The 20184-nt window shown below is 36.4% G+C and carries 19 protein-coding genes, 19 tRNA genes, 3 rRNA genes, 1 riboswitch and 1 other annotated feature; of the genes, 39 read left to right on the forward strand and 2 right to left on the reverse strand.

Annotation, left to right across the window (positions count from 1 at the left end; genetic code table 11):
- Window positions 1-2 precede the first annotated feature (2 nt).
- From PTA89_RS02340 to PTA89_RS02410, 15 genes are all read left to right on the forward strand, one after another.
- Window positions 3-242, forward strand: a complete 240-nt coding sequence (locus PTA89_RS02340; RefSeq protein WP_324177356.1) for a hypothetical protein — start codon at window positions 3-5, stop codon at window positions 240-242.
- A gap of 62 nt (window positions 243-304) precedes the next feature.
- Window positions 305-616: a PspA/IM30 family protein gene (locus PTA89_RS02345; RefSeq protein WP_324177357.1), complete on the forward strand. Its 312-nt coding sequence runs from the start codon at window positions 305-307 to the stop codon at window positions 614-616.
- Window positions 617-988 carry a phage holin, LLH family gene (locus PTA89_RS02350; protein WP_324177358.1) on the forward strand — a complete coding sequence of 124 codons (372 nt, stop codon included), beginning with the start codon at window positions 617-619 and terminating at the stop codon, window positions 986-988.
- Window positions 978-1940: a GH25 family lysozyme gene (locus tag PTA89_RS02355; RefSeq protein WP_324177359.1), complete on the forward strand. Its 963-nt coding sequence runs from the start codon at window positions 978-980 to the stop codon at window positions 1938-1940. The genes PTA89_RS02350 and PTA89_RS02355 overlap by 11 nt, the downstream gene beginning before the upstream one ends.
- 270 nt (window positions 1941-2210) lie before the next feature.
- The gene (locus tag PTA89_RS02360; RefSeq protein WP_095761561.1) at window positions 2211-2477 is read left to right on the forward strand and encodes a competence protein ComGC; all 267 of its coding nucleotides are present in this window, start codon (window positions 2211-2213) and stop codon (window positions 2475-2477) included.
- Window positions 2461-2901 carry a competence protein ComGD gene (locus PTA89_RS02365; protein WP_003701528.1) on the forward strand — a complete coding sequence of 147 codons (441 nt, stop codon included), beginning with the start codon at window positions 2461-2463 and terminating at the stop codon, window positions 2899-2901. The genes PTA89_RS02360 and PTA89_RS02365 overlap by 17 nt, the downstream gene beginning before the upstream one ends.
- Window positions 2882-3136: a hypothetical protein gene (locus PTA89_RS02370; protein ID WP_003701527.1), complete on the forward strand. Its 255-nt coding sequence runs from the start codon at window positions 2882-2884 to the stop codon at window positions 3134-3136. The genes PTA89_RS02365 and PTA89_RS02370 overlap by 20 nt, the downstream gene beginning before the upstream one ends.
- 88 nt (window positions 3137-3224) lie before the next feature.
- Window positions 3225-3566 carry a ComGF family competence protein gene (locus tag PTA89_RS02375; protein WP_223688858.1) on the forward strand — a complete coding sequence of 114 codons (342 nt, stop codon included), beginning with the start codon at window positions 3225-3227 and terminating at the stop codon, window positions 3564-3566.
- Window positions 3567-3631: 65 nt separating this feature from the next.
- A complete protein-coding gene (locus PTA89_RS02380; RefSeq protein WP_223688855.1) occupies window positions 3632-3844 on the forward strand; it encodes a hypothetical protein in 213 nt (70 codons plus the stop codon).
- A 74-nt stretch (window positions 3845-3918) separates the two neighbouring features.
- Window positions 3919-4938, forward strand: a complete 1020-nt coding sequence (locus PTA89_RS02385) for a class I SAM-dependent methyltransferase (protein WP_050809361.1) — start codon at window positions 3919-3921, stop codon at window positions 4936-4938.
- A gap of 160 nt (window positions 4939-5098) precedes the next feature.
- Window positions 5099-6460, forward strand: coding sequence for an amino acid permease (locus PTA89_RS02390; protein WP_003705813.1), 1362 nt, complete (start codon window positions 5099-5101; stop codon window positions 6458-6460).
- A gap of 97 nt (window positions 6461-6557) precedes the next feature.
- Window positions 6558-7163, forward strand: a complete 606-nt coding sequence (locus tag PTA89_RS02395; protein WP_003705814.1) for a metallophosphoesterase family protein — start codon at window positions 6558-6560, stop codon at window positions 7161-7163.
- Window positions 7164-7240: 77 nt separating this feature from the next.
- The gene (locus PTA89_RS02400) at window positions 7241-7825 is read left to right on the forward strand and encodes a YutD family protein (RefSeq protein ID WP_324177360.1); all 585 of its coding nucleotides are present in this window, start codon (window positions 7241-7243) and stop codon (window positions 7823-7825) included.
- A gap of 10 nt (window positions 7826-7835) precedes the next feature.
- Window positions 7836-8609 carry a TIGR01457 family HAD-type hydrolase gene (locus PTA89_RS02405; protein ID WP_324177361.1) on the forward strand — a complete coding sequence of 258 codons (774 nt, stop codon included), beginning with the start codon at window positions 7836-7838 and terminating at the stop codon, window positions 8607-8609.
- Window positions 8609-9253 carry a TIGR01906 family membrane protein gene (locus PTA89_RS02410; protein WP_324177362.1) on the forward strand — a complete coding sequence of 215 codons (645 nt, stop codon included), beginning with the start codon at window positions 8609-8611 and terminating at the stop codon, window positions 9251-9253. The genes PTA89_RS02405 and PTA89_RS02410 overlap by 1 nt, the downstream gene beginning before the upstream one ends.
- Window positions 9254-9344: 91 nt before the next feature.
- Here the strand turns inward: PTA89_RS02410 and PTA89_RS02415 are convergent, their stop codons facing one another.
- Both PTA89_RS02415 and PTA89_RS02420 read right to left on the reverse strand, forming a co-directional pair.
- On the reverse strand, window positions 9345-9986 hold the full coding sequence (locus PTA89_RS02415) for a VTT domain-containing protein (RefSeq protein WP_003701516.1): 642 nt from the start codon (window positions 9984-9986) through the stop codon (window positions 9345-9347).
- 60 nt (window positions 9987-10046) lie between these two features.
- Window positions 10047-11072, reverse strand: coding sequence for an NAD(P)/FAD-dependent oxidoreductase (locus PTA89_RS02420; protein ID WP_324177363.1), 1026 nt, complete (start codon window positions 11070-11072; stop codon window positions 10047-10049).
- Window positions 11073-11191: 119 nt separating this feature from the next.
- Between PTA89_RS02420 and PTA89_RS02425 the strand changes: the two genes are divergently transcribed.
- From PTA89_RS02425 to metK, 24 genes are all read left to right on the forward strand, one after another.
- Window positions 11192-11590 carry a CvfD/Ygs/GSP13 family RNA-binding post-transcriptional regulator gene (locus PTA89_RS02425; protein ID WP_003701513.1) on the forward strand — a complete coding sequence of 133 codons (399 nt, stop codon included), beginning with the start codon at window positions 11192-11194 and terminating at the stop codon, window positions 11588-11590.
- 341 nt (window positions 11591-11931) lie between these two features.
- Window positions 11932-13493, forward strand: a 16S ribosomal RNA gene (locus PTA89_RS02430).
- A 207-nt stretch (window positions 13494-13700) separates the two neighbouring features.
- Window positions 13701-16616, forward strand: a 23S ribosomal RNA gene (locus PTA89_RS02435).
- 76 nt (window positions 16617-16692) lie between these two features.
- Window positions 16693-16809 (forward strand): 5S ribosomal RNA (gene rrf, locus PTA89_RS02440).
- The 16S, 23S and 5S rRNA genes sit together here with 19 tRNA genes alongside, the layout of an rRNA operon.
- 5 nt (window positions 16810-16814) lie before the next feature.
- Window positions 16815-16887 (forward strand) — tRNA-Val (locus PTA89_RS02445).
- A gap of 3 nt (window positions 16888-16890) precedes the next feature.
- Window positions 16891-16963 (forward strand) — tRNA-Lys (locus tag PTA89_RS02450).
- A gap of 66 nt (window positions 16964-17029) precedes the next feature.
- Window positions 17030-17102, forward strand: a tRNA-Thr gene (locus PTA89_RS02455).
- A 4-nt stretch (window positions 17103-17106) separates the two neighbouring features.
- Window positions 17107-17178, forward strand: a tRNA-Gly gene (locus tag PTA89_RS02460).
- A 12-nt stretch (window positions 17179-17190) separates the two neighbouring features.
- Window positions 17191-17276 (forward strand) — tRNA-Leu (locus PTA89_RS02465).
- 8 nt (window positions 17277-17284) lie between these two features.
- Window positions 17285-17358 (forward strand) — tRNA-Arg (locus PTA89_RS02470).
- Window positions 17359-17364: 6 nt separating this feature from the next.
- Window positions 17365-17438: transfer RNA gene (locus tag PTA89_RS02475), tRNA-Pro, on the forward strand.
- Between the two features lie 24 nt (window positions 17439-17462).
- Window positions 17463-17536: transfer RNA gene (locus PTA89_RS02480), tRNA-Met, on the forward strand.
- A gap of 16 nt (window positions 17537-17552) precedes the next feature.
- Window positions 17553-17626 (forward strand) — tRNA-Ile (locus PTA89_RS02485).
- Between the two features lie 40 nt (window positions 17627-17666).
- Window positions 17667-17756, forward strand: a tRNA-Ser gene (locus PTA89_RS02490).
- A gap of 10 nt (window positions 17757-17766) precedes the next feature.
- Window positions 17767-17840 (forward strand) — tRNA-Met (locus tag PTA89_RS02495).
- A gap of 4 nt (window positions 17841-17844) precedes the next feature.
- Window positions 17845-17917: transfer RNA gene (locus PTA89_RS02500), tRNA-Asp, on the forward strand.
- A gap of 9 nt (window positions 17918-17926) precedes the next feature.
- A tRNA-Phe gene (locus PTA89_RS02505) sits at window positions 17927-17999 on the forward strand.
- A 19-nt stretch (window positions 18000-18018) separates the two neighbouring features.
- Window positions 18019-18089 (forward strand) — tRNA-Gly (locus tag PTA89_RS02510).
- 8 nt (window positions 18090-18097) lie between these two features.
- Window positions 18098-18171, forward strand: a tRNA-Ile gene (locus PTA89_RS02515).
- A gap of 3 nt (window positions 18172-18174) precedes the next feature.
- A tRNA-Ser gene (locus PTA89_RS02520) sits at window positions 18175-18262 on the forward strand.
- Window positions 18263-18266: 4 nt separating this feature from the next.
- A tRNA-Glu gene (locus tag PTA89_RS02525) sits at window positions 18267-18338 on the forward strand.
- A 20-nt stretch (window positions 18339-18358) separates the two neighbouring features.
- Window positions 18359-18432, forward strand: a tRNA-Met gene (locus tag PTA89_RS02530).
- Window positions 18433-18436: 4 nt separating this feature from the next.
- Window positions 18437-18509, forward strand: a tRNA-Asp gene (locus tag PTA89_RS02535).
- 116 nt (window positions 18510-18625) lie between these two features.
- A riboswitch (SMK box riboswitch) is annotated at window positions 18626-18713 on the forward strand.
- Window positions 18711-19901 (forward strand): methionine adenosyltransferase, encoded by a 1191-nt coding sequence (metK, locus tag PTA89_RS02540; protein WP_003702461.1) that lies wholly within the window; start codon window positions 18711-18713, stop codon window positions 19899-19901. (Overlaps the previous riboswitch by 3 nt.)
- A gap of 50 nt (window positions 19902-19951) precedes the next feature.
- Window positions 19952-20159: a binding site (T-box leader), on the forward strand.
- The last annotated feature ends 25 nt before the right edge of the window (window positions 20160-20184 follow it).

The following is a 20184-nucleotide window of genomic DNA, read 5'->3' on the forward strand; positions in this document are numbered from 1 at the left end:
TTATGTTAAATATGGTTATGACTAACTTAACTTATGGATTTGATGCAGACGGTGCAACAGAATATGTGAATGTAAACTTCAACGGTAGAGACGAACAGAATGAAAATTACGCAAGCTTTACTATTAAATTAAAGAACGAAGATTTACAAGAAGGTACAACATTAGATGATTTAATACGCAAAAAAATTGATGAGTACGGACGTCAAAAAATGTTGAAGCTAATTTCTGATAGCAAACAATAATCAATAATATAGGGTGGGTTGGGTTGTGGATTATTGTTAATAAATATTAAGGAAGTGGTCTAATGCACTTATTTTTTGGATACTCATGGAGTGAGATAGCTTCAATTTTTGGGATAATATCAATTCTTTTTAGTGGTGTTTACTGGTTAATAAATCATGGCAGTAAGGCTTTCAATAAAAATATCAATTCAGTATTAAAGCCTTTTTCAGAACAATTAAGAACATTAAATACTAATATTCAAAAGTTAAATGCTAGTTTTGATAAACAACAAGCAAATTTTGAACGTTTAGAAAAACGAGTTGATGAACATGATAGAAGACTAGATAGACATCACGAACGAATTAAAACATTATTTGAGAAGGGAGAAGAATAGATGAAAGTAATTAATGATGTTGTAGAATGGCTAGTACAGACTGGACTTCTATCTGTACTGACTATTTTTTTACTCAAGCAACTCAAACCAATTTTAGACAACAAAGCTGAACATGCGTCAACAGAACAATCAAAAGCATTGTGGACATTACTTGAACAAGTAGCAGACATGGCAGTTACAAGTCTTGTTAGTCAAGATAAGAGTGGACGTGAGAAGTTTGATGAAGCAAGCATGATTGTTAATGACGTTATGAAAAAACAAGGTTACAAGCTAGACTCTCAAACAATTCATACTGCAGTTCAGTCAGCTTACGAAAAATCAGATTTAACACCAACAGTAAACACTAAGGAGGAAACAAGCAATGACAAATAGAGAAACAGTTATTGATTTAGCAAGTTTTCAATCAGAATTAACAGTTCAAGATTATAAGAATATTGGAGCTACTAAGGCTATTGTTAAGATTTCAGAAAACACTAACTATGTAAATCCATATATCAGAAGCTTAATCGACCGTAGTGCTGGCGGTGGAGTAAATGGTTTTGCATTCTATCACTTTGGACGTTTTTATAATGACAGTGCAGCAGTGGCAGAAGCTAACTACTTTATCGCAAATGCTAAGCGTTATGCTAATGTTCAACCAGGAACTTTGCTCATTTTAGATGCTGAAATTAAAGGTATGCCTTCAAGCTCAGTGATTGTATTCTTACGAACTTTAAGAAACGCTGGATATCATACAGGTTTCTACACTTATAAATATCTACTACCACAATTCAATCTTGAAGAAATTCACAAGTACGCTGATTTCTTCTGGCTTGCAGCATATCCACTAGGATCACAACCAGGACCAAGAGTTCCAGACTTTAATTATTTCCCTAGTGCTAACTATGTTGATTGCTGGCAACATACAGACAACTTACTAGGATATAAAGTAGATGGTTCTATCACATTAACAGACAATGCGATCAAGTTATTTAACCCTAGTGAAGTTAAAACAGAAGCACCTAAACCAACTCCAGTACCTAGTCAGAATGATGTTAAGTATGACTCATGGACTGATGACTTAGGTGTTAAGTGGTTCAAGGAAAGTGGCAAGTTTACTATTACTGTTGATGAAGGAATTGTATTACGTTGGGGTGCTACAACTAATTCATCTAAAATTGGTGTTCTGCCAAAGGGTTCAGTCGTTAAGTACGATGCTTTCTGCCACTCTGGTGGTTATGTGTGGATTAGACAACCAAGAGGAAACGGACAATACGGTTACTTACCTACAGGAGAAGACAGAAATGGAACACGTTTGAATTACTGGGGTAAGTTTACAGAATAGAATTGAATATAGTATAATAACATTACAGGGGAGTTCCTTTTTAAATTCCTTTGGTTTTTTATTTGTTTATACGTTACAAGCTCACCTTTATAGGTGGGCTTTTTTTGTTTTATATGGAGTTTAGCATTTTCAAAATGCTAAACTCCAAAATGTTCTATTATAAAAAAATAGCCTATTTTTAACGATAGCGTAGTTCATAGTGAGTGCTATTATAAAAAAATAGGCTTTTTTTGATTTTAGAAATAAAAAAATTTAGGACATGACATTGAAATGGCAATTGTCTTATTTATTATTAGCTTATTAATTTTAATTATATTACCGAATATAGGTACACAGAGAAAGCATGCAAATACTGTAAATGATAAGGCGTTGCAGACTCAATTAAATACACAAGCTGAATTATATATGGATGAAAAGAATACTAATACAGTAACAATAGATGAGTTGAAATCAGCCAATTATTTAAATAATGATCAATATGATCAAATTAAGAAGAAAAATATAGAGATTAAACTAGATAATGGTAAGAAAGAATAATTTGGTAGGGTATACTCTTCTAGAAATGATAATTGTTTTAGGAATATTTATGGTATTGATTTTATTGGCATATCGTCCTATAAAAATAACTTGGCAAAATTATGAAGAAAGACAATTTATAAAAAATTTTGAACGAAAATGGAACCAAAGTACAATAAAATCTATTCAAGAGGAAAAACATACTAATGTTTATTTTTATCACGATTTAGTTCGATTTTCTGAATATAATAAAGATAGAACAACAAATGACTATGAATTTTCATATCCGTCTACTATGCACGGAGATACTAATGTTGTAAAAATTAGTGATAATGGTAGTGTTACACCTAAAACAATAAAAATTTTCTCATCATTAGGAAGAAGATATGTATTTGTATTTCAAATGGGATATGGTGCTAAATATTATGTTAAAACTTACCAATAAAGGATTTGTATTAGCTGATTCGATAATAGGTTTAATAATAATTTGTAGTGGAATTTTAATATTATTAACAAATTATCAGTCTCTAAATAATCAAGAGAATTTAAAGATTGAGGATAAAGAAAGAATGCATTTATTACTCAATAGAGTGCGAAGTATGGATAAGAATGAATTAGTAAATTTTAAACAAATACAAGTTAGTTATGAAAACAAAGTTGAAACTTTATCAAAAGAGTAAAAAGAGTGGATTTACATTATTAGAAACAATAATAGCAATAGGAATTACTTGTTTAACATGTATGATAATATTTTCTACACTCCAAATAGTGTGGAAAATCAATGCAAATGAAACTAAAAATGATAGATTGCAGTGGGAGCAATTTAGATCAGTTATAGAAAGTAGTAATTTGGATTTTAAATATGTACGTGTTGACAATGAGAATGATGAATTGATTTTATATAGCGATGCGATGGATGATTTTTATGAATTGGACTTATATAAGCAACAAATCAGGATGCGAAGAAAAATTGATGGGTATATGCCCTTGTTATACAATGTTCAAAAGGTAGAGTGGAGATATGATGAAAATAGGAAGTCGATTTTTATTTCAATTCGGATACACGGTAGAGAATATAGCGAAGAATATATAATGGATCGAAAAAAATGAAAAGTAGTTTCAGAGAAGAAGGTTATTTAATTTATACTAGCATATACTTTTTGATGTTCTTTCTTATGATATTTTTAGGACAGATATTACTTTTTAAATGGCAAATTTTAGCCTATAGCAGAGAGGTAAATTATTATAGAGCTAGAGTGATGTATGAAGTAGTCAAAAGAAAGAATTGTGATAGCGAGAATTTTAATTATGGCAAAGTTAAGTGGGATAAAGAAAGAAGAAAATATATTATTATATTAAAAAATGGTAGAGAGTATCAATTTAAGTGATAACCAATAAACTTGAAAATTTTGCATAAACTAGCTACACTATTAAAGATTAATAGTAACAGGAGGGCTAGTTCTTGATAGGCAAAATGGAAAAGATACAGAAAGAATATAGTTTACTTGAAGGAGCAGTAAAGGAACTACAAAAAAATTTACAAACAACTTATCTTGATGCATTAATTGAAACTTTAGAGAATATCTTAGATAATAATCAAGTTCATGTAGAGGATGATAAGCCTGATAAAAAGACAGTAGCAAAGTTAAAAGAATTGTATGCTGATAGTAATATAAAGAACTTAGAAGCTGATGAAAAAAGACAGGTTATACAATTATTAATTTTAAAATCTTATAGCGAAGATAAGATTCAGGCTAATCATCAAATGACACCAGATTCAATAGGAATGATAGTATCTTATCTAATAGAGTTATTTGCTGATTCTAAAAAAGTATTAACAATTACAGATATTTGTGTAGGTACAGGAAACTTACTTACTGATATTTATAATAATTTAGATAAGCAAAACAAAAATATTCAAGCTTATGGAATAGATAATGATGATACGCTATTAGCTTTAGCAAGTATAAGCACACAATTCCAAAAGCAAAATATTGAACTATATCATCAGGATGCTATAGAAGAGTTGTTAATCCCTAAGACGGATTTAGTAGTTGGAGATTTGCCGGTTGGATATTATCCAATAGATGACAAAGTGAGTGACTATATCACCAAAAATAATGATGGACATTCATATGCTCATTATGTATTAATTGAAAAATCTATAAGGCAATTAAAAGAAGATGGAATAGGAATATTTATTGTACCTAGAGGGATTTTTGAAGTAAAAGATTCGGTTAAATTGCTTAAATATATTCAAAAAGTTGGTTATTTGCAAGGATTATTAAACTTACCAACAGAATTATTTAATGATAAACAATCGATGAAATCAATTTTAATTGTACAAAAGAAGGGAAATAAGGCTAAACAGGCAGAAGAAGTATTATTGGGCGATTTCCCTAGCTTTAAAAAACAAGAGGAATTTAAAAAATTTATAAATGAAATAGTAAGTTGGGCAAAGAAAAATATTTATTTTAATTAGAAAAAAAGAACTATAATTTCGATAATTTGGATTTATAGTTCTTTTTTTGTCTAAAAATGAATTAAATTCAACTATAAATGAAATAGTTGAATTTTACTAAAACAAAAAAATGTTTTAAACTGGATAGTATTGAATATTAATGAATTGGAGATATATTGATATGAACAAAGAAAATAAAGGATATGCAAGAAATTTAAAAAGTAGACATATCCAATTAATAGCATTAGGAGGGACGATAGGAACTGGACTATTTTTAGGATCAGGAAAGTCTATCCACTTAGCAGGCCCATCTATTGTTTTAGCATATTGTATAACAGGGTTAATATGTTTCTTTCTGATGAGAGCAATGGGGGAACTTCTTTTATCAGATTTAAATACACATTCTTTTATAGATTTTATTACTAAATATTTAGGAGAAAAAATAGGTTTTATAGCTGGGTGGACATATTGGATTTGTTGGATAACGATTGCTATGGCAGATGTTACGGCAACAGGTCTATATATAGAATATTGGTTTCCTAATATACCACAGTGGGTTCCAGGATTAGTTGCAGTAGTTGTATTGTTATCTTTGAATTTAGTTACAGTGGGGCTATTTGGAGAAACAGAATTTTGGTTTTCTTTAATCAAAATTATTGCTATCATTGCACTAATTGTTTCAGGAATTGCGATGGTTATAGTTAGTTATAAGACACCGGTAGGACATGCTACTTTAGGGAATTTGTATAGTTATGGAGGATTATTTCCAAAAGGCTTAAAAGGATTTTTGCTATCTTTCCAAATGGTGACTTTTGGCTTTATTGGAATTGAAATGGTTGGAATTACTGCTTCAGAAGCAGAAAATCCCAAAAAAGTTATTCCAAAGGCTATTAATGAAATTCCGTTAAGAATAATTATTTTTTACGTAGGGTCTTTACTAGCAATAATGTCCATATATCCATGGAATTCCATCTCAATAAATGAAAGCCCCTTTGTACAAGTATTTCAGAATATAGGTATAACTTTTGCTGCTGGAATTATAAACTTTGTTGTATTGACAGCTGCATTATCGGCTACTAATAGTGCATTATTCAGTACCGGAAGAATGTTATTCTCGCTTAACTGGGGTAAAAAGGGAAAATTCGCAAAAAAAATGAGCACATTGTCCAGACAACAAGTTCCAGCGAATGGTTTAATTTTTTCTGCTATTATAATAGCAATAGCAGTATTAGCTAACTTTGTAGTATCTAATACATCTTTATTTACATTTGTGTCTAGTGTTGCGACAACTTGTTTCTTATTTATTTGGGGCGCAATTGTTGTATGTCATTTGGAATTTAAAAAGCAACAAAAGAAACAAAACATTCCTGAGGGAGAATTTAAATTACATTTTCATCCATGGACTGATTATTTAGTGTTGGCTTTCTTAATATTCGTAGGAGTAATAATGTGCTTGGAAAAAACGACATTATTTGCTTTGATAGCTGCGATTGCTTGGTTTGTAATGTTATATATGATTAGTAGTATTAAAAAAAGAAATTAGGATTCAACAGAATTAGAAATACGCTAAGTGTTTTTAATTCTGTTTTTTTATTTTATTATTATAATAATATGTTAATAACTAACTAGGAGAGTATGAAATGAAATATTTTACTGCAGATACACATTTTTTCCATAAAGAGTTGATACATGATACACGATTTGCTAATAGAATGTTTTTTTCAGTAAATGATATGAATAATACAATAGTTGAAAATTGGAATAGTGTTGTTAATGATAATGATACAGTTTATCATTTAGGAGATATAGCACTTATAAATAGTAAAAAAGAAGATTTAAAAAGAGTATTGGAAATATTGAAGAAATTAAAGGGGCAAATTGTATTTTTGAAGGGAAACCATGATTCAAGAGCATTATTTAAATTTATAGATAAAAATAATGTTATTTTACCTGATGGAAGAATGAAATTTACTTTTATAGATGTTGGCTTAATTTTAAAATTAAATCATTATCAATTATTTTTAACTCATTATCCATTATTGGTAGGACCATCTAAAAATAGAGTTAATGTTCATGGACATATTCACCATTCCAGTGTAAATTTACCGTGGAATATTAATGTTGGAGTTGACTCAGCAGATATAGATTATTTAATTAATAAACTACCATTTGGAACACCTATATCAGAAAAGAATTTATTTAAGATTATAGAGGCTAAGTTAATAGATCATAAAAAAAGATGGTAGATGAGAAAGAAACTTGTAAGAGTGGGAATATAAGGTATATAATTAACTGATGATTTTAAGCTAGGAGGAATTGATTTTTGAATAGCGAAAGAAAAGAAAGGCGGGAAGTACAACTTGCAAAAAAGGCTGAAACTATTGAAGCAGCAGCAAGTGAAGTATTAGTAATTAACGAGACCCGAATAAAAATTGATGGGAGACCTTATGATTTAGTTGAGAATTATCATGAAGGTTTTAACGCAGAACGATTAGGTGAGAGATTTAGCCAAATTTTGACTAAATATGATTATATTGTAGGTGATTGGGGATATGATCAATTAAGATTACGTGGTTTTTATGAGATTGGTAGCAAGAAAGGATCACCTTATCAAAGTATAGAGAGGCTAGATGATTACTTATATGAATATTGTAATTTTGGTTGTTCCTACTTTATTCTTCATAATCTTGAAGTGCAGACACCAGAGCCAATACCTGCTAATATTAGGAAGAAGAGTTCAAAGAGAAAATCACAATCTAGTTCTAAGAAACATAACTCTAAAAATAATGTATTCACAAATGAAAAGAGATATAATATACGATCACAGAAAAATAAGAAAAATACTCATTTGAAGTCTGTATCAAAGAAAAATACAAAGCATAGACATTTTACAATTAGGCAAAAATAGGGAGAATTTTATGGATTTAGAAAAGTATAAAGGATACCTGATAGATTTAGATGGAACAATGTACAAAGGAAAGATAAAAATTCCTGCAGCCAAGAGATTTATAGAAAGATTACAAGAGAAAGATATTCCATTTCTATTTTTAACCAATAATAGTACTCAAACTCCGGAAGCTGTAGTAGAAAATTTAGGAATGAATTTTGATATTCATGTTGGCGTAGGAAATGTATATACTACAGCATTGGCAACAGCTGATTATGTAGCTGATTTAGATGAAAATAAAAGAAAAGTATATGCAATTGGAGAACTTGGTTTAAAGCAAGCATTGATGGATAAAGGATTCCGCTTTGAAGAGGTTACTCCTGACTATGTTGTAGTAGGTTTAGACTATGATGTTACATATCATAAATTCGAATTAGCTACATTGGCTATTAAGAGAGGAGCAAAATTTATAGGTACTAATCCTGATACTAATTTGCCAAATGAAAGAGGCTTAGTGCCAGGAGCAGGTTCCGTCATTGCTTTAGTTGAAAGAGCAACACAGCAAGTGGCGACTTATGTTGGAAAACCTGAAAAAATAATTATGGAAAAAGCATTGAAAAAAATGAATATGAAAGCTGATGATGTAATTATGGTTGGGGATAATTATAATACTGATATTAAAGCAGGAATAGCTTCGGATATAGATACATTATTGGTATATACGGGAGTCTCTACTAGAGAAGATGTAGCAAAAGAAAAAATTAAGCCAACATATGAAATTAATAGCTTAGATGAGTGGCAATAATGATTAGATCTATATGGATAGAGAGAGTAATATTACTACTATTTGGCGTAATATTATTCTTTTTTGTATTATCTTTGGCAATAAGTATCACTATTAATTCAGATTGGTTATACTATATTTTTATAAAGTTAGAGCACTTGGATAAAAAAGTTTTTTTAACTAGTAATGAGTTGTGGCATGAATATAAAACAATTTTACATTATTTGAATTTTCCTTGGATAGAAACGTTACATACTAAATTACCACTATCTGTTAGCGCGATGCATCACTTTGGAGATGTAAAAAAATTATTTGAATTTAACTACATTGTTTTATTAATTACTTCAATAATGATTGGAATTATGTGGCGAAGAATTTTTACAAAAACAGAATGGTGGAATTTATTAAATTTATTTAAAGTATCAAATATAATTATTTTAATGTTGGTATGTATAGTTTGCTTGGACTTTTCAAATGCATTTATAGTATTTCATCAATTGCTATTTAACAATAGAGACTGGATATTTAATCCAGCAAATACACCAATCATAAAAGCTTTACCAGAATTATTTTTTGAAACATGTTTTATTGAAATAGTAGCAATTTTTGAATTGGTTATGTATACATTCAATTGTTTTTTAAAAAATAGATTAAGGCGAGAATAGGAACGTAAAAATTTTGTACAGTAAAAAACGGATAATGGATCCATTTTTGAATCTACTATCCGTTTTTTTTAGTATATAAATAAAATTATTATTAATTTTTTGAAAGTTTACTTTTGAGAGCTCCTACAATAGCAGGAATTAAAGAAACTACAATTATTCCAATAATTACTAAGGAAAAATGTTCTTTAACAACCGGAATATTACCAAAAAAGTATCCGGCACCACAACAAATGAGAACCCAAGCCGTTGCTCCTAGTAAATTATATTTAATGAAAGTAGAATATTTAACTCCTGTACCACCAGAAACAAAAGGAGATAAGGTTCTGATAATAGGCATAAATCTTGCTAATGAGATAGCAATGCCACCATGTTTTTCAAAAAATGCTTCAGTTTTCTTCATATTTTCTTCTTTAATAAATTTACCAAAAAAGTGATGTTGTGAAACAGAGCGTCCAACTTTATGACCAATGAAATAGTTTAGTGAGTCACCAGTAACAGAAGCAAGCCAAAATAGTATGATAAAAAGCCAAATATTTAGATGATACTCACTACTAGCTGATAGAGCGCTAGCAGCAAATAATAGGGAGTCACCAGGTAAAAATGGCATTATAACGGCACCTGTTTCGATAAAAATAACTCCAAAAACAATTAAATAAGTTAAATTACCAAAGCTATTAACAATATTAACTAAATGTGCATCGATGTGTAGAATGAAATCAATTAGAAAGTTCAAGTTACTTACTCCTTAATAAGTTATTTGGAAATTAATAATACCATATAAAAAAGAAAATAATTAGTTATTTTCATTATTTTTAATATTTTTAACAAGTTGAGTACTATGTTTTGGCTGAATTTTTTCAGGATAAAGTGATTCCAATGCGTTATTAACAGCCATAGGTGCTTCTCCCATACCAACGGCTATCAAATCTATTCTACCAGGATAATTAGCAATATCTCCAATAGCATAAACATTTTGAAGATTTGTTTCTAATTTGGAATTAACAGGGATTAAATTATTTTTGGTGGTTATTAGATCTAAATCCCATGACTTTAAAATGCTATTGTTAGACATAAAACCATAATTTACTAATAAAGCATCTACTGATAATTCAACAGTATCTTTAGTACGTACTTTTTTAAGTTGTATAGTAAGGTTATTATGAGAATTGTCTGTGCTAAGGTTATCTATAGTGTAAGGGGTCATTATTCTTGAATCAGACTCTTTTAACTTAGCTACATTTGATTCCATAGCTCTAAATTGATTTCTACGATGGATAACAATAGTATCTTTTGCAATAGTATTTAATTCTAAGGCCCAATCTATAGCAGAATCACCACCACCAGCAATAGCAATAGTTTTGTTCTCAAATATTGATGGATCGCTGACAGTATAAAATAATTTATCGTTTTCTAGTGCTTCAGCATTCGCTATTCTAAGACGACGTGGTTCGAATGAACCAATTCCGGTAGAAATAATAACAGATTTACTATAACTGATTCTATTATTAGTAATTATTTTAAATTGGTTTTTCTCAGTTTTTTGAATATTTAAAACAGGACTATTAACATATACGTCAACATTAAATTGCTGTAATTGTGTATTTAAATTTCTAATTAAGTCTTTACCGGAAATGGAACTAAATCCAGGAATATCGTAGATTGTCTTTTCTGAAAACAAAGCTTGAGGTTGTCCTCCAAGTTGTCCTAAACTTTCAAGTAATTGGATTTTGGCTGAACGCATTCCTGCATAAGTAGCGGCAAACATACCAATAGGGCCACCACCAATAATAGAAATATCATATAAGTTATCTTCAGGCATAAATTACCCTCCTAAAAAATTACTAAGGATACAATAGCATAAATAAAAAATAAAATAAAATGGTAAAAGAACTGATAGTCAGTTATTATAGAATATAGAAATAAATGGGAGGTTAATATATGCGTTATCGTATAGGAATGATAATTGAAGGCAGAATAACTGGTATTCAACCATATGGAGCTTTTGTCAGTTTAGATAATCGTACTCAAGGATTGATACACATTTCTGAATGTCACCATGGATATGTAGATAACATTCGAAATTTTTTGAAAGTTGGGCAAATGGTAAGAGTCATGATAATAGATATCGATGAGTATACTGGGAAGATAAGTTTATCAATAAGATGTTTAGAAAAAGCTTTTGATTTTTCTAGAGAAAAAAGACGCCCAGGATTTAATCATCGAAAATATTGGACTAATAAGCATGTTCAAGAAGGGTTCAAGCCTATTTCTAAGAGAATGTCTAAGTGGATAAACGAGGCATTAGAAGATATTGAAAAAAATAAAAAAAACTATTGACGAGATATTAAAATCAAGGTATGATGTATATCGTTGTCTGTTACGAAAGACGACATCAAAAATAATTTTTAAATTGTTGTTGACATCAATTGATGTTGATGATATGATATAAAAGTTGTCGCAAGATGAAAGTTATGAATATGATTTGAATTTTTATTCAAAAAAAGTTCTTGACAAATATTCATCAAGTGATAAAATATAAAAGTCGCATCAAGCGATTTGGATATATGATCTTTGAAAACTAAACAAAGTTTCGATGAAACAAATGTGCAGGGCTTCTATAAAGAAGCAAAAACATTTGCGAAGTCAATTCGCTAGTAAAAATAATGAGTCACAAACTTTAAAATGAGAGTTTGATCCTGGCTCAGGACGAACGCTGGCGGCGTGCCTAATACATGCAAGTCGAACGAAACTTTCTTACACCGAATGCTTGCATTCATCGTAAGAAGTTGAGTGGCGGACGGGTGAGTAACACGTGGGTAACCTGCCTAAAAGAAGGGGATAACACTTGGAAACAGGTGCTAATACCGTATATCTCTAAGGATCGCATGATCCTTAGATGAAAGATGGTTCTGCTATCGCTTTTAGATGGACCCGCGGCGTATTAACTAGTTGGTGGGGTAACGGCCTACCAAGGTGATGATACGTAGCCGAACTGAGAGGTTGATCGGCCACATTGGGACTGAGACACGGCCCAAACTCCTACGGGAGGCAGCAGTAGGGAATCTTCCACAATGGACGCAAGTCTGATGGAGCAACGCCGCGTGAGTGAAGAAGGTCTTCGGATCGTAAAACTCTGTTGTTAGAGAAGAACACGAGTGAGAGTAACTGTTCATTCGATGACGGTATCTAACCAGCAAGTCACGGCTAACTACGTGCCAGCAGCCGCGGTAATACGTAGGTGGCAAGCGTTGTCCGGATTTATTGGGCGTAAAGGGAACGCAGGCGGTCTTTTAAGTCTGATGTGAAAGCCTTCGGCTTAACCGGAGTAGTGCATTGGAAACTGGAAGACTTGAGTGCAGAAGAGGAGAGTGGAACTCCATGTGTAGCGGTGAAATGCGTAGATATATGGAAGAACACCAGTGGCGAAAGCGGCTCTCTGGTCTGTAACTGACGCTGAGGTTCGAAAGCGTGGGTAGCAAACAGGATTAGATACCCTGGTAGTCCACGCCGTAAACGATGAATGCTAGGTGTTGGAGGGTTTCCGCCCTTCAGTGCCGCAGCTAACGCAATAAGCATTCCGCCTGGGGAGTACGACCGCAAGGTTGAAACTCAAAGGAATTGACGGGGGCCCGCACAAGCGGTGGAGCATGTGGTTTAATTCGAAGCAACGCGAAGAACCTTACCAGGTCTTGACATCCTTTGACCACCTAAGAGATTAGGCTTTCCCTTCGGGGACAAAGTGACAGGTGGTGCATGGCTGTCGTCAGCTCGTGTCGTGAGATGTTGGGTTAAGTCCCGCAACGAGCGCAACCCTTGTTGTCAGTTGCCAGCATTAAGTTGGGCACTCTGGCGAGACTGCCGGTGACAAACCGGAGGAAGGTGGGGACGACGTCAAGTCATCATGCCCCTTATGACCTGGGCTACACACGTGCTACAATGGACGGTACAACGAGTCGCAAGACCGCGAGGTTTAGCTAATCTCTTAAAGCCGTTCTCAGTTCGGATTGTAGGCTGCAACTCGCCTACATGAAGTCGGAATCGCTAGTAATCGCGAATCAGCATGTCGCGGTGAATACGTTCCCGGGCCTTGTACACACCGCCCGTCACACCATGAGAGTTTGTAACACCCAAAGCCGGTGGGGTAACCGCAAGGAGCCAGCCGTCTAAGGTGGGACAGATGATTGGGGTGAAGTCGTAACAAGGTAGCCGTAGGAGAACCTGCGGCTGGATCACCTCCTTTCTAAGGAATAATTACGGAACCTGTACATTTATCGAATACTTTGTTTAGTTTTGAGAGGTCATATCTCTCAAGATTTTGTTCTTTGAAAACTAGATATTGATTTATTTCTTAAAAATAAACCGAGAACACCGCGTTTTAAAGAGTTTAAAACAAGAATTATAGTTCTTAATCGCTAAACTCATAACCTATTATCGTTAGATAATATTAGGTTAAGTTATTAAGGGCGTATGGTGGATGCCTTGGCACTAGGAGCCGATGAAGGACGTGACTAACTGCGATATGCTTCGGGGAGTTGTAAGTAAACTATGATCCGGAGATTTCCGAATGGGGAAACCTAACAGGTTTTACCGCCTGTTATCACTAAGTGAATTCATAGCTTAGTTGAAGGTAGACGTGGGGAACTGAAACATCTAAGTACCCACAGGAAGAGAAAGAAATTCGATTCCCTCAGTAGCGGCGAGCGAACCGGGAAGAGCCCAAACTAAGAAGCTTGCTTCTTAGGGTTGTAGGACTGAACATTTGAGTTACCAAGAAACGAAGTAGTTGAATAATCTGGGAAGATTAGCCAAAGAGAGTGATAGCCTCGTAAACGAAACTTCGTTTCCTCAGTTCAGGATCCTGAGTACGGCGGAACACGTGAAACTCCGTCGGAATCCGGGAGGACCATCTCCCAAGGCTAAATACTACCTAGTGACCGATAGTGAACCAGTACCGTGAGGGAAAGGTGAAAAGCACCCCGGGAGGGGAGTGAAATAGTTCCTGAAACCATATGCCTACAAGTAGTCAGAGCTCGTTAATGAGTGATGGCGTGCCTTTTGTAGAATGAACCGGCGAGTTACGTTAGCGTGCGAGGTTAAGGAGGAAAGTCCGGAGCCGTAGCGAAAGCGAGTCTGAATAGGGCGAGATAGTACGTTGACGTAGACCCGAAACCAGGTGACCTACCCATGTCCAGGTTGAAGGTGCGGTAAAACGCACTGGAGGACCGAACCCGTGTATGTTGAAAAATGCTGGGATGAGGTGTGGGTAGAGGTGAAATTCCAAACGAACTTGGAGATAGCTGGTTCTCTCCGAAATAGCTTTAGGGCTAGCCTCGGAGTTAAGAATCGTGGAGGTAGAGCACTGTTTGGACTAGGGGCCCGTCTTGGGTTACTGAATTCAGATAAACTCCGAATGCCACAGATTTATATCCGGGAGTCAGACTGCGAGTGATAAGATCCGTAGTCGAAAGGGAAACAGCCCAGACCACCGATTAAGGTCCCAAAATATGTGTTAAGTGGAAAAGGATGTGGAATTGCATAGACAACTAGGATGTTGGCTTAGAAGCAGCCACCATTTAAAGAGTGCGTAATAGCTCACTAGTCGAGTGATCCTGCGCCGAAAATGTAACGGGGCTAAACACATTACCGAAATCGTGGATGTACCTTAGGGTACATGGTAGGAGAGCGTTCTAAGGACGGCGAAGCTAGACCGTAAGGACTGGTGGAGTGCTTAGAAGTGAGAATGCCGGTATGAGTAGCGAAAGATCAGTGAGAATCTGGTCCACCGTATGACTAAGGTTTCCTGGGGAAGGCTCGTCCTCCCAGGGTTAGTCGGGACCTAAGCCGAGGCCGAGAGGCGTAGGCGATGGATAACAGGTTGAAATTCCTGTACTGGTTAAACTTGTTTGAACAATGGAGGGACGCAGGAGGCTATCGATGCGTACTATTGGATATGTACGTTCAAGCAATAAGTCTGTAGATGAGTCAAATGCTTATCTACTTAAGGATAAGTTGTGATGAGGAGCGAAATTTAGTAGCGAAGTGAGAGACGTCACACTGTCAAGAAAAGCTTCTAGTTAGAGTTTAATCACCCGTACCGCAAACCGACACAGGTAGTCGAGGCGAGTAGCCTAAGGTGAGCGAGAGAACTCTCGTTAAGGAACTCGGCAAAATGACCCCGTAACTTCGGGAGAAGGGGTGCTGAGCGCAAGCTCAGCCGCAGTGAATAGGCCCAGGCGACTGTTTATCAAAAACACAGGTTTCTGCAAAATCGTAAGATGAAGTATAGGGGCTGACGCCTGCCCGGTGCTGGAAGGTTAAGAGGATGGGTTAGCGTAAGCGAAGCTCAGAATTGAAGCCCCAGTAAACGGCGGCCGTAACTATAACGGTCCTAAGGTAGCGAAATTCCTTGTCGGGTAAGTTCCGACCCGCACGAAAGGCGTAACGATCTGGGCACTGTCTCAACGAGAGACTCGGTGAAATTATAATACCCGTGAAGATGCGGGTTACCCGCGACAGGACGGAAAGACCCCATGGAGCTTTACTGTAGCTTGATATTGGGTGTTTGTACAACTTGTACAGGATAGGTAGGAGCCGTAGAAGTCGGAACGCTAGTTTCGATGGAGGCATTGGTGGGATACTACCCTCGTTGTATGAACACTCTAACCCTCGCCGGCAATCACGGTGGGAGACAGTGTCAGGTGGGCAGTTTGACTGGGGCGGTCGCCTCCTAAAAGGTAACGGAGGCGCCCAAAGGTTCCTTCAGAATGGTTGGAAATCATTCGCAGAGTGTAAAGGCATAAAGGAGCTTGACTGCGAGACCTACAAGTCGAGCAGGGACGAAAGTCGGGCTTAGTGATCCGGTGGTTCCGTATGGAAGGGCCATCGCTCAACGGATAAAAGCTACCCTGGGGATAACAGGCTTATCTCCCCCAAGAGTTCACATCGACGGGGAGGTTTGGCACCTCGATGTCGGCTCATCGCATCCTGGGGCTGTAGTCGGTCCCAAGGGTTGGGCTGTTCGCCCATTAAAGCGGTACGCGAGCTGGGTTCAGAACGTCGTGAGACAGTTCGGTCCCTATCCGTCGCGGGCGTAGGAAATTTGAGAGGATCTGTCCTTAGTACGAGAGGACCGGGATGGACATACCGCTGGTGTACCAGTTGTTCCGCCAGGAGCATCGCTGGGTAGCTAAGTATGGATGAGATAAACGCTGAAAGCATCTAAGTGCGAAACTCACCTCGAGATAAGATTTCCCATTACGTAAGTAAGTAAGATCCCTGAAAGATGATCAGGTAGATAGGATGGAAGTGGAAGTGCTGCGAGGCATGGAGCGGACCATTACTAATCGATCGAGGACTTAACCAAGTAGAGAAAACGTGAGTTTTCGGTGAAAGAGATAAATGATATCTAGTTTTGAGAGAATAAAATCTCAAGTAAATAGTGCGGTGATGATGGCACGAAGGATACACCTGTTCCCATTCCGAACACAGAAGTTAAGCTTCGTAACGCCGAGAGTAGTTAGAGGAACGCCTCTTGCGAGGGTAGGAAGTCGCCGTGCGATATGGAGGATTAGCTCAGCTGGGAGAGCATCTGCCTTACAAGCAGGGGGTCACAGGTTCGAACCCTGTATCCTCCATATGAGTCGTTAGCTCAGTCGGTAGAGCATCTGACTTTTAATCAGAGGGTCGACAGTTCGAGCCTGTCACGACTCATTCAAGAAAAAAAGTTCTTGACTTTATAATTTAATTTAGTTACAATAACTAAGTACTGTTATTGATGCCGACTTAGCTCAGCTGGCAGAGCATCTGTCTTGTAAACAGGGGGTCGGAGGTTCGAATCCTCTAGTCGGCATAATGCGGAAGTAGTTCAGTGGTAGAACACCACCTTGCCATGGTGGGGGTCGCGGGTTCGAATCCCGTCTTCCGCTTTTCAATAATACGCCGGGGTGGCGGAACTGGCAGACGCACAGGACTTAAAATCCTGCGGTGAGTGATCACCGTACCGGTTCGATTCCGGTCCTCGGCATTATTGATGCACCCATAGCGCAACTGGATAGAGTGTCTGACTACGAATCAGAAGGTTGCAGGTTCGACTCCTGCTGGGTGCATATTAGCGGGAAGTAGCTCAGTTTGGTAGAGCACCTGGTTTGGGACCAGGGGGTCGCAGGTTCGAATCCTGTCTTCCCGATAAATGAATAATTCATTTAGTGATCGCGGTGTAGCTCAGCTGGCTAGAGCGTCCGGTTCATACCCGGGAGGTCGAGGGTTCGATCCCCCCCGCCGCGATATTCATACAGCACTTGGACCTTTAGCTCAGTTGGTTAGAGCAGACGGCTCATAACCGTCCGGTCGTAGGTTCGAGTCCTACAAGGTCCATTGTGATTTCTTGTTAAAAATTGCAAGTATGATTTATTATGGAGGATTACCCAAGTCTGGCTGAAGGGAACGGTCTTGAAAACCGTCAGGTGGGTCAAACCACGCAAGAGTTCGAATCTCTTATCCTCCTTTTTTAATATCGCGGGATGGAGCAGTCTGGTAGCTCGTCGGGCTCATAACCCGAAGGTCGTAGGTTCAAATCCTGCTCCCGCAATTATGGTCCTATGGTGTAGGGGTTATCACGCCTGCCTGTCACGCAGGAGATCGCCGGTTCAAATCCGGCTAGGACCGTTACATGATGGCTCGGTAGCTCAGTCGGTAGAGCAAAGGATTGAAGCTCCTTGTGTCGGCAGTTCGATTCTGTCCCGCGCCATTTAATATTAATATCCTATGCGGGTGTAGTTTAGTGGTAAAACCACAGCCTTCCAAGCTGTTGTCGCGAGTTCGATTCTCGTCACCCGCTTTTATTATGGGCCTATAGCTCAGCTGGTTAGAGCGCACGCCTGATAAGCGTGAGGTCGATGGTTCGAGTCCATTTAGGCCCATCTGGAGAAATACTCAAGTGGCTGAAGAGGCGCCCCTGCTAAGGGTGTAGGTCGGTAACACGGCGCGAGGGTTCAAATCCCTCTTTCTCCGTTATGGCCCGTTGGTCAAGTGGTTAAGACACCGCCCTTTCACGGCGGTAACATGGGTTCAAATCCCGTACGGGTCATCTTAATATGTTTTTAATATCGCGGGATGGAGCAGTCTGGTAGCTCGTCGGGCTCATAACCCGAAGGTCGTAGGTTCAAATCCTGCTCCCGCAATTATGGTCCTATGGTGTAGGGGTTATCACGCCTGCCTGTCACGCAGGAGATCGCCGGTTCAAATCCGGCTAGGACCGTGTGACTAATTTTTTTAACTATCCTTTTTAGGATAGTTTTTTTATTACATTACTTAATATACGGGATATTATGTATCGCTTTGAGTTTTATTTAATACTTTATTGTGATAAAATTTAATAGTTACAATCCATTCCCGAAAGGATTCGTTTTAAACGAAGATGCCTTGTAACCAAATTACTTATAATAATGGGGGAATTAAATTGACAGAAAAACACCTTTTTACTTCTGAATCAGTTTCAGAAGGTCATCCAGATAAAATTGCAGATCAAATAAGTGATTCAATTTTAGATGCAATGTTAGAACAAGATCCTGAGGCAAGGGTCGCTGTTGAGACTACAGTAACTACAGGATTAGTAGTAGTAGTGGGTGAAGTTTCCACAACAGCACATATTGATATACAAAAAGTTGTTAGGGAAACTATAAAAGAAATTGGATACAAAAATGGTAAATATGGGTTTGATGGTGATAATTGTGCCGTCATAACAGCTATAGATGAACAATCTCCAGATATTGCTTTAGGAGTTGATAATTCTCTTGAAGTAAAAAATGGAGATGTAGATCCACTTGACCAAATTGGTGCAGGTGATCAAGGAATGATGTTTGGATATGCTATAAATGAAACACCAGAATTGATGCCATTGCCAATCTCACTTAGTCATCATTTAATGAAAAAAGTAGCTGAAGTTAGAAAAAATGGAACTTTAGCCTATTTAGGACCTGATGCTAAAGCACAAGTGACAGTTGAATATGATGACAATAATCAACCGTTAAGAATAGATACAGTTGTTTTATCTACACAACACGATGAAAATATTTCACTAGATCAAATTAGAAAAGATGTAATGGATCAAGTTATCACTAAAGTAATACCTGATAAATATTTAGATTCAAATACAAAGTATTTTATTAATCCAACTGGTCGTTTTGTAATAGGTGGACCACAAGGTGATGCTGGTTTAACTGGTAGAAAAATTATTGTTGATACTTATGGTGGATATGCTCATCATGGTGGTGGGGCATTCTCTGGTAAAGATGCTACAAAGGTAGATAGATCAGCAAGCTATGCTGCAAGATATATTGCTAAAAATATCGTAGCTGCAGGATTAGCATCTCAAGTTGAGGTTCAAATATCTTATGCAATAGGAGTAGCTCAACCAGTTTCAGTTTCCGTTAACACATTTGGTAGTGGAAAAGTTTCAAATCAAAAGTTAGTTGATGCAATTAGAAAAGTTTTTGATTTAAGACCTGCTGGAATCATCAAAATGTTAGATTTACGTAGACCTATTTATAAGAAAACTGCAGCATATGGACATTTTGGTAGAACAGATATTGATTTACCATGGGAAAAAACTGATAAGATAAATGAATTGAAGAAAGAGTTAGATTTCTAAATTTCTCTTGAAATAGATATACTATTTTGGTATTATCATTGTAAATTATAATATGAACGTAGATAAGGAATAGTAGAGTCTGTATTTTAATTTAAGAGAGTACATGGTTGGTGTGAATGTACTAAATAGAGATTTGAACTCGCCTTAGATGTTTCTTCATTGAAATTAGTAGGTGAAGACGGTACTTTCCGTTAGAAAAGAAGAGAGCTAATCATTTGATTGGAATATAGGTGGTACCGCGAGTTTTTCGTCCTATACGGAATAGTTTTATTTCGTATAGGCT

The organism is Ligilactobacillus salivarius (assembly GCF_035231985.1).
Lineage (GTDB): Bacteria > Bacillota > Bacilli > Lactobacillales > Lactobacillaceae > Ligilactobacillus > Ligilactobacillus salivarius.

Excerpts from the sequence above, each read along its gene's own strand:
- PTA89_RS02340 (WP_324177356.1), top strand. The coding sequence starts at position 3 with ATGTTAAATATGGTTATGACTAACTTAACTTATGGATTTGATGCAGAC.
- PTA89_RS02345 (WP_324177357.1), top strand. The coding sequence starts at position 305 with ATGCACTTATTTTTTGGATACTCATGGAGTGAGATAGCTTCAATTTTT.
- PTA89_RS02350 (WP_324177358.1), top strand. The coding sequence starts at position 617 with ATGAAAGTAATTAATGATGTTGTAGAATGGCTAGTACAGACTGGACTT.
- PTA89_RS02355 (WP_324177359.1), top strand. The coding sequence starts at position 978 with ATGACAAATAGAGAAACAGTTATTGATTTAGCAAGTTTTCAATCAGAA.
- PTA89_RS02360 (WP_095761561.1), top strand. The coding sequence starts at position 2,211 with ATGGCAATTGTCTTATTTATTATTAGCTTATTAATTTTAATTATATTA.
- PTA89_RS02365 (WP_003701528.1), top strand. The coding sequence starts at position 2,461 with ATGGTAAGAAAGAATAATTTGGTAGGGTATACTCTTCTAGAAATGATA.
- PTA89_RS02370 (WP_003701527.1), top strand. The coding sequence starts at position 2,882 with ATGTTAAAACTTACCAATAAAGGATTTGTATTAGCTGATTCGATAATA.
- PTA89_RS02380 (WP_223688855.1), top strand. The coding sequence starts at position 3,632 with ATGATATTTTTAGGACAGATATTACTTTTTAAATGGCAAATTTTAGCC.
- PTA89_RS02390 (WP_003705813.1), top strand. The coding sequence starts at position 5,099 with ATGAACAAAGAAAATAAAGGATATGCAAGAAATTTAAAAAGTAGACAT.
- PTA89_RS02395 (WP_003705814.1), top strand. The coding sequence starts at position 6,558 with ATGAAATATTTTACTGCAGATACACATTTTTTCCATAAAGAGTTGATA.
- PTA89_RS02405 (WP_324177361.1), top strand. The coding sequence starts at position 7,836 with ATGGATTTAGAAAAGTATAAAGGATACCTGATAGATTTAGATGGAACA.
- PTA89_RS02410 (WP_324177362.1), top strand. The coding sequence starts at position 8,609 with ATGATTAGATCTATATGGATAGAGAGAGTAATATTACTACTATTTGGC.
- PTA89_RS02420 (WP_324177363.1), bottom strand. The coding sequence starts at position 11,072 with ATGCCTGAAGATAACTTATATGATATTTCTATTATTGGTGGTGGCCCT.
- PTA89_RS02425 (WP_003701513.1), top strand. The coding sequence starts at position 11,192 with ATGCGTTATCGTATAGGAATGATAATTGAAGGCAGAATAACTGGTATT.